The 7,415-nt window shown below is 74.8% G+C and carries 7 protein-coding genes; 4 read left to right on the forward strand and 3 right to left on the reverse strand.

What is annotated here, in order from left to right:
* Positions 1-41: 41 nt before the first annotated feature.
* Complete coding sequence (locus G5C65_RS27200; protein WP_165301601.1) at positions 42-1,439, reverse strand: dipeptidase; 1,398 nt, start codon at positions 1,437-1,439, stop codon at positions 42-44.
* A 287-nt stretch (positions 1,440-1,726) separates the two neighbouring features.
* Between G5C65_RS27200 and G5C65_RS27205 the strand changes: the two genes are divergently transcribed.
* A complete protein-coding gene (locus tag G5C65_RS27205; protein ID WP_165301611.1) occupies positions 1,727-2,968 on the forward strand; it encodes a geranylgeranyl reductase family protein in 1,242 nt (413 codons plus the stop codon).
* On the opposite strand, the gene G5C65_RS27210 is transcribed toward G5C65_RS27205, so the two are convergent.
* A complete protein-coding gene (locus tag G5C65_RS27210) occupies positions 2,932-3,423 on the reverse strand; it encodes a nitroreductase family deazaflavin-dependent oxidoreductase (RefSeq protein WP_165301603.1) in 492 nt (163 codons plus the stop codon). The two genes, G5C65_RS27205 and G5C65_RS27210, sit on opposite strands and share 37 nt — an antisense overlap.
* A gap of 146 nt (positions 3,424-3,569) precedes the next feature.
* On the opposite strand from G5C65_RS27210, the gene G5C65_RS27215 reads away from it, so the two are divergent.
* The 3 genes from G5C65_RS27215 to G5C65_RS27225 all read left to right on the forward strand — a co-directional run bounded on the left by G5C65_RS27215 (position 3,570) and on the right by G5C65_RS27225 (position 6,451).
* Positions 3,570-4,304 carry a TetR/AcrR family transcriptional regulator gene (locus G5C65_RS27215; protein ID WP_165301605.1) on the forward strand — a complete coding sequence of 245 codons (735 nt, stop codon included), beginning with the start codon at positions 3,570-3,572 and terminating at the stop codon, positions 4,302-4,304.
* A gap of 58 nt (positions 4,305-4,362) precedes the next feature.
* Positions 4,363-5,682: a sensor histidine kinase gene (locus G5C65_RS27220; RefSeq protein WP_165301607.1), complete on the forward strand. Its 1,320-nt coding sequence runs from the start codon at positions 4,363-4,365 to the stop codon at positions 5,680-5,682.
* 103 nt (positions 5,683-5,785) lie between these two features.
* A complete protein-coding gene (locus G5C65_RS27225) occupies positions 5,786-6,451 on the forward strand; it encodes a response regulator (RefSeq protein WP_165301609.1) in 666 nt (221 codons plus the stop codon).
* Between the two features lie 21 nt (positions 6,452-6,472).
* On the opposite strand, the gene G5C65_RS27230 is transcribed toward G5C65_RS27225, so the two are convergent.
* A complete protein-coding gene (locus G5C65_RS27230; protein ID WP_165301613.1) occupies positions 6,473-7,312 on the reverse strand; it encodes an alpha/beta fold hydrolase in 840 nt (279 codons plus the stop codon).
* Positions 7,313-7,415: the final 103 nt, after the last annotated feature.

The raw sequence follows: 7,415 nt of genomic DNA on the forward strand, positions 1-7,415 counted from the left end.
ACCCCGGCTTCCGCCCACCGCCGCCCGTCAGCTGCCCCCTCTCACTCCCGCCCCGCCGCGTACCGGCGCAGGAACTCCGCCACCGCCACCGACATCCGCTCCAGCTCGCGCGGGTCGACGCTCTCGTTCACCGCGTGGATCTGCGCCTCCGGCTCGCTCAGCCCGATCAGCAGGATCTCGGCGTCCGGGTAGAGCGCGGCGAGGGTGTTGCACAGCGGGATCGACCCGCCCTGCCCGGCGATCCGCATCTCCTCCCCGTCGTAGGCCGCGCGCAGCGCCGCCTCCATCGCGACGTACGCGGGCCGCGTGGTGTCCGCGCGGAACGGCTGGCCCTGGCCGACGACTTCCGTCGAGACCCGGGCCTTCCACGGCACGTGCGCCTCCAGGTGGGAGGTGAGCAGCGCGATGGCGTCTTCGGTGTCCGTGCCCGGGGGGATCCGCAGCGAGACCAGGGCGCGGGCGCTCGCGTGCACCGACGCGGTGGCGCCGACCACGGGCGGGCAGTCGATGCCGAGGACCGTGACGGCGGGCCGGGCCCAGAGGCGTTCGGCGACGGTGCCCGTGCCCAGCAGCTCCACTCCGTCGAGCACCCTGGCGTCCCGCCGGAAGGTGTCCTCCGGGTAGCTCATCCCGGGCCACTGGCCGTCCGCGGGGAGGCCGTCGATCACGGTGTTGCCGTCCGCGTCGCGCAGCGAGTCGAGGATGCGCAGCAGGGCGGCGAGGGCGTCCGGCGCCGCGCCGCCGAACATGCCGGAGTGGAGGTTCCCCTCCAGCGTGTCCACCCGGACGCGGACGAGCGACATGCCGCGCAGCGACGCGGTGACGGTGGGGACGCCGCAGCGGAAGTTGCCCGCGTCCCCGATCAGGACGGTGTCGGCGGCGAGCAGCTCGGGGTGCGCCTGTGCGTAGCGCTCCAGGCCGCCGGTGCCCTGCTCCTCGGAGCCCTCCACGATCACCTTGACGCCGACCGGCACACCTCCGTTCGCCTTGAGGGCGCGCAGCGCGAGCAGCAGCATCAGGAAGCCGCCCTTGCAGTCCGCAGCGCCCCGCCCGTACCAGCGGCCGTCCGCGCCCTCCGTCAGGGTGAACGGCGGGGTGTCCCAGGCCGCTTCGTCCAGCGGGGGCTGCACGTCGTAGTGCGCGTACAGCAGCGCGGTCGGCGCGCCTGCGGGGCCCGGCAGAAAGCCGTAGACGGACTGGGTGCCGTCCGGGGTGTCCAGCGCCGCCACGTCCTGGAAGCCCTCCGTGCGCAGCGCGTCGGCGACCCAGTCCGCCGCGGCCGTGCACTCGCCGCGCGGGAACTGGTCCGGGTCGGCGACCGAGCGGAACGCGACCAGTTCGGCCAGCTCCTCCCGGGCGCGCGGCATCAGCGCGGCGACGGAGGCGGCGATTCCGGAGGCGTCGGGGGTGGCCGTGCCTGCGGAGGAGGGCTGCTGCATGGGAACGCTCCTTGTGGGTGCGACGTTGGCACATATGTACGCAGACATATGTACCGCACCCTCGCGGCGGCCCCGCGCCCCGGAGCGCGGCCGGCGGACCGGCCGGGAGCCCCGGCGCGCGGGCGCCGTAGGATGCGGTGGACCATTGCGGAGCCGGAGTCGGGCGGGAGCAGTAGCACATCGTGAGCAGCGAGAACGGAGCCGGGTCGGCCGCTGACGGAGCCGGGGACGGCGGCACCAGGGACGGCAGCGAGGCGCCCGGCGAGGACGCGGTCTGGGACGTCGTCGTGGTCGGCGCGGGCCCCGCGGGGGCCGCCGCCGCCTACGCGGCAGCCGTCGCCGGGCGGCGGGTGCTGCTGCTGGAGAAGGCGGAGCTGCCGCGCTACAAGACCTGCGGCGGCGGCATCATCGGCCCCTCGCGCGACTCCCTGCCGCCCGGGTTCGAGCTGCCGCTGCGCGAGCGCGTGCACGCCGTCACCTTCACCCTGAACGGCAAGCTCTCCCGCACCCGCCGCTCCCGGCACATGCTCTTCGGGCTGATCAACCGGTCGGAGTTCGACCAGAGCCTGGTCGAGCACGCCGTCGAGGCGGGCGCCGAGGTGCGTACGGGCGTCACCGTCTCCCGCGTCGAGCAGCACGGTCCCGCCGTGCCGGACCGCCGGACCGTCGCCGTCGTGGTGGCGGGGGAGGACCGGCCGGTGCTGGCGCGGGCCGTGGTCGGGGCCGACGGCAGCGCCAGCCGGATAGGGGCGCACGTCGGCGTCAAGATGGATCAGGTCGATCTCGGCCTGGAGGCGGAGATCCCGGTTCCGCCGAGCGTCGCCGAGGACTGGGCGGGCCGGGTGCTGGTCGACTGGGGCCCGCTGCCCGGCAGTTACGGCTGGGTCTTCCCCAAGGGCGACACCCTGACCGTCGGCGTGATCTCGGCGCGCGGCGAGGGCGGCGCCACCAAGCGCTATCTGGACGACTTCATCGCGCGGCAGGGGCTCGCGGGCTTCGAGCCGCGCGTCTCCTCCGGGCATCTGACGCGCTGCCGCGCCGATGACTCACCGCTGTCCCGGGGCCGGGTGCTGGTCTGCGGGGACGCGGCCGGACTGCTGGAGCCCTGGACGCGCGAGGGCATCTCCTTCGCCCTGCGCTCCGGGCGGCTCGCGGGAGAGTGGGCGGTGCGGATCGCCGAGGCGCACGACGCCGTGGATGCCCGCAGGCAGGCGCTCAACTACGCGTTCGCCGTCAAGGCGGGTCTCGGCGTCGAGATGGGCGTCGGGCGCCGGCTGCTCCGCGTCTTCGCCAAGCGCCCCGGGCTCTTCCACGCCGCGCTCACCGGGTTCCGGCCCGCGTGGAACGTCTTCGCCCGCTTCACCCGGGGCGCGACCTCGCTCGCCGAGGTCGTCCGCACCCACCCGGTGGCCCGCCGCACCCTGGACCGGCTGGACAGGGCGGAGGCCCGGGAGCGCGCGGCGGAGCGCGCCGCCGCGGAGACCGACGCCGGTCAGCCCGCGCCGTCCTCGGCCCCGCCGCCCTCGTAGGCGATCCGGAAGACGGGGTGCCGGTGGGCCGCCGCCAGCAGCTCGTCGTCCGTGGAGCCGGGGCCCAGGCCCTGGAAGAACGCGCCGACCTCCCACTTCCACTTCGACAGGTAGGCGCGCAGGATCTCCGGCTTCTCGCTGTCGGGGACCTCGGTGGCGGTGAAGGGGCGGACCCGCCTGCCGTGCCGCAGCTCGCCGCCGCCCGCCGCGCGCATGTTGTACGTCCACTGGACGTGGCCGCGCGCGGCCACCAGATAGGTGCTGCCCCGGTGCCGCATCGGGTTGACCGGGGTGACCCGCCAGGTGCCGGACTTCCGGCCGCGGACCGCGAGGACGCGGGAGCCCGCGACGCCGACTCCGCGCCGCGAGAGCCACGCCATGGCGCGGTTCAGCACGTTCCGGGTGATCCAGCCGGGGCGTATGACGTGGTCGCGGGAGGGGGCGGTGGTGGACATGGCGGCCTCCAGAAGTGCGTGGGGACTCTCGGACTCTTCGAGAGCACTGATCTCTCTTTAGGGCAGTGTGCATCTTTCGTCGATCCAAAGCAAGAGCACTGCTCTCGAAGTTGGTCATCGCTCTGAACGCTGGCACACTGCTCTCCATGGGCAGCAGGGTTCAGGGCGCCAGGGAGCGCGCACGTATCGAGATCGTCGCGGCCATCAAGGCGGAGGCGAGACGCCAGCTCGCCTCCGACGGGGCCGCGAAGCTCTCCCTCCGCGCCGTCGCCCGCGAGCTCGGCATGGTCTCCTCCGCGCTCTACCGCTACTTCCCCTCCCGCGACGACCTGCTGACCGCTCTGATCACCGATGCCTACGACGCCGTCGGGGAAGCAGCCGAGCAGGCCACGGCCGGATCTGGGGGCGCAGCCGACTCGCCGCCGGCCCGCTGGCTGGCCGTGTGCCGCGCCGTGCGCGCCTGGGCCCTGGAGCACCCGCACGAGTACGCCCTGATCTACGGCTCGCCCGTCCCCGGCTACGCGGCGCCGCAGTCCACCACCGTGGCCGCGTCCCGCGGCGCCCTGGTGATGTTCGGCATCGCCCAGGACGCGTACGACTCCGGAGCGCTCCGCGAGCCGACCCGCGGATCCGCCGCCCCCGACGCCCTGGCCCGGGACATGGCGGAGATCATCGAGCGACTGGACATCCGGCTTCCCGCGCCGCTGGTCGTGGAGCTGGTCGCCGCCTGGTCGGAGCTGTTCGGGCTGATCAGCTCCGAGCTGTTCGGGCAGTTCAACCGGGTGGTGACGGAGCGGGACGCGTTCTTCGGGCACGCCGTCGCACGCCTCGCGGACCAGGTGGGCCTGGGCGGCGGCAGCGCCGTACTCCCCGGGGAGTAACCGTGATCACCTCGGATGGCTGACGCCGCCGCGCGGTTCCCCGTCTAGCGTGGCGGACATGCCCGATTCCCCCGGAGGACGCCCCCCAGCGCCGCCCGCGCGCGAGCCCGATCGCGCGGGACCGCTCCGCGCCCTCCGCCGGCCGGAGCGCCTCCGGCGGACCCGGGGCCCCGAGCGCGCCGGGGAGCCCCGGCGCCCGCCGTGGGAGCGCTGGGTGGCGGGCGACGTCGGCGCCCGCTCCTACCCTTGGGTCTCTTCCCTCGCCGTCCTCGTCCTCCAGCAGGCGGGCTCCACTTTCGCGGCGGAGGGCCAGCGCGGCGAGCGGATCGGCCTGGACCTGGCGGCACGGCTGCTGCTGGCCGCCGGGCCGCTGCTGCTCGTGCTCCGGCACCGCGCTCCGCGCACCGCCGTCATCGGCACCTCGGTGGTGACGCTGGGCTATCTGGCCGCCGGGTATCCGTACGGGCCGGTCCTCGCCAGTGTCGTCGTCGCCGGGTTCACCGCCATCGTCGCGGGTCACCGCCATGTCGCGTGGGGCGCGCTCGGCGGGCTGTGGGCGGGGCATCTCGCCGTCGCCCACGTGCTCTACCGGTGGCTGCCGCCGGACGGGGACGGGCCGCGGGACTGGGGCAGCGATCTGTTCATGATCGTGTGGATGGTCGCCCTGTGCGCGGCCGCCGAGCTGGTCCGGGTGCGGCGCGCCGAGTGGGCCCGGCGGCGCCGGGAGGCCGAGGAGGCCGAGCGGCGCCGCGCCGACGAGGAGCGGCTGCGGATCGCCCGCGAGCTGCACGACGTCCTCGCGCACAGCATCTCCGTGATCAATGTGCAGGCGGGTGTCGGCCTCGCGCTCCTGGACACCGACCCCGCCCAGGCCCGGACGGCGCTCACCACCATCAAGTCCGCCAGCAAGGAGGCGCTCGGCGAGGTGCGCCAGGTGCTGGACACCCTGCGCGCCCCCGGTGACGCGCCGCGCGCGCCCGCGCCCGGACTCGACCGGCTCCCCGAGCTCACCGAGCAGGCGGCGGGCGCCGGACTCCAGGTCGACGTCCGCACCGAGGGCACCCCGCACCCGCTGCCGCCCGGCGCCGACCTCGCGGCGTTCCGCGTCGTCCAGGAGGCGCTGACCAACGTCGTACGGCACTCGGGTTCGCGCACCGCGCGGGTTCTGCTGCGCTACGGCGACGACGAGCTGGAGCTGCGCGTCGACGACGAGGGGCCCGCCACCGGCGCCGGGCCGACCGGCGGCGGCAACGGCCTCGTCGGCATGCGCGAGCGCGCCGCCGCGTTCGGCGGCACGGTGGAGGCGGGACCGCGCGGGGACGGCGGGTTCCGGGTGTGCGCCCGCATCCCGCTGCGCCCCGTCGGCTCCGGGGGGTAGCGATCGCCCCGGGCGCGGTGCGTGCCGCTACAGTGAGCGCACCCCGGGTCAGCAGACCCCGGTTCCCCGGAACCCGGGCCGCGCACGTGAGGAGAACCGTTCCGTGATCCGCGTACTGCTCGCCGACGACCAGGTGCTGGTCCGTGCGGGGTTCCGCGCGCTGCTGGACGCGCAGCCGGACATCGAGGTCGTGGGCGAGGCGGCCGACGGGGAGCAGGCCGCGGCCATGGCCCGCGAACTGGCCCCCGACCTGGTGCTGATGGACATCCGGATGCCCGTCGTCGACGGCCTCGCCGCCACCCGCCGCATCACCGGGGACCCGGAGCTGGCCGCGGTGCGGGTGGTCATGCTGACGACCTTCGAGCTCGACGAGTACGTGTTCGAGGCGATCCGCTCGGGCGCCTCCGGGTTCCTCGTCAAGGACACCGAGCCGGACGAGCTGGTGCGGGCGGTCCGCGCGGTGGTCGACGGGGACGCGCTGCTGTCGCCCGGCGTCACCCGGCGACTGATCGAGGAGTTCGCAGCGCGCTCCAAGGAGCCGGCCGCCGCGCGCGGACTCGCCGAGCTCACCGACCGCGAGCGGGAGGTGATGGCGCTCGTGGGGATCGGGCTGTCGAACGAGGAGATCGCGCGGCGGCTCGTCGTCTCGCCCCTGACCGCCAAGACCCATGTGAGCCGGACGATGGTGAAGCTGGGCGCCCGGGACCGGGCGCAGCTCGTCGTGCTCGCCTACGAGTCGGGGCTGGTGCGCCCGGGGTGGCTCGGGTAGGTCGCGGGCCGGGCCGCCGGGTCACCCCCGTTCGCGGAGGAAGCCGTCCAGGGCCGCGCAGAGCTCGGCCGGGGCGTCCTCCTGGACGAGATGGCCCGCGCCTTCGATGAGCCGGACGCGGGCGCCCGGGATGCGCTCGGCCAGCCGCCGCGCGTTCTGTGCCGTGATCCACTGGTCCTCGGCTCCCCAGCACACCAGCACCGGGAGGTCCAGCGCGGCGTAGTGCCGCTCGGCCTCCTCGGTCCAGCGGTGGTCGTTCTGCGCGATCTGCCGGAAGAACGCGGGCTGCCCCGCCTCGTCCAGCCACGGCGCCACCAGGCTGTCGTGCACGTCGCCGCGCAGCCCGGGGAAGCTCGCCGAGGCGATGTACTCGCGTACCAGCGCCCGGTGCAGCGCGGGCGGCAGCTGCGAGAACACCTCGGGGTGAGCCGCCATCAGCTGGTAGGTGGGGGAGCCCCATGAGTCGAACGCCACCACCACGTCCACCAGGGCCAGCCGTTCGTACGCGGCCCCGTGCAGCAGGTGGGCGCGCGCCGCGACGGTGCCGCCGAAGTCGTGGGCGAGGACGGCGGGGCGCTCCAGCTCCCAGTGCGCCAGGAGTTCGGTGAAGACGCGCGCCTGCGCGCCGAGCGAGACGTCCTGCCCCTCGTACTTCTCCGAGGATCCGTAGCCCGGCATGTCCCAGACGTACACCCGGTGGCGGGGGGCGAGCGCGCGGGCCACGGCGCGCCAGGTGTACGAGGACCACGGGGTGCCGTGCAGCAGGACCACGGGCGGCCCTCCGGGCTCGCCGAGGACGTCCCAGCGGACGGTGCCCTGGGCGCTCTCGTAGGTGCGGGTGAGCTTCCAGTCTCCGGTCATCAGCGTCATGGGACCATCCTGCGGACCCCGTCCCCGCTGATCCATTGGCCTGAACGACAGCTAATGAAAGAATCTGGCCACAGCCCCGCGCGCCCGCCCGTAC

This window comes from Streptomyces boncukensis (assembly GCF_011045075.1).
Lineage (GTDB): Bacteria > Actinomycetota > Actinomycetes > Streptomycetales > Streptomycetaceae > Streptomyces > Streptomyces boncukensis.

What these genes read in the sequence shown, in the direction of transcription:
- G5C65_RS27200 (WP_165301601.1), bottom strand. Translation starts at nt 1,439, where the DNA reads ATGCAGCAGCCCTCCTCCGCAGGCACGGCCACCCCCGACGCCTCCGGA.
- G5C65_RS27210 (WP_165301603.1), bottom strand. Translation starts at nt 3,423, where the DNA reads ATGTCCACCACCGCCCCCTCCCGCGACCACGTCATACGCCCCGGCTGG.
- G5C65_RS27215 (WP_165301605.1), top strand. Translation starts at nt 3,570, where the DNA reads ATGGGCAGCAGGGTTCAGGGCGCCAGGGAGCGCGCACGTATCGAGATC.
- G5C65_RS27220 (WP_165301607.1), top strand. Translation starts at nt 4,363, where the DNA reads ATGCCCGATTCCCCCGGAGGACGCCCCCCAGCGCCGCCCGCGCGCGAG.
- G5C65_RS27230 (WP_165301613.1), bottom strand. Translation starts at nt 7,312, where the DNA reads ATGACCGGAGACTGGAAGCTCACCCGCACCTACGAGAGCGCCCAGGGC.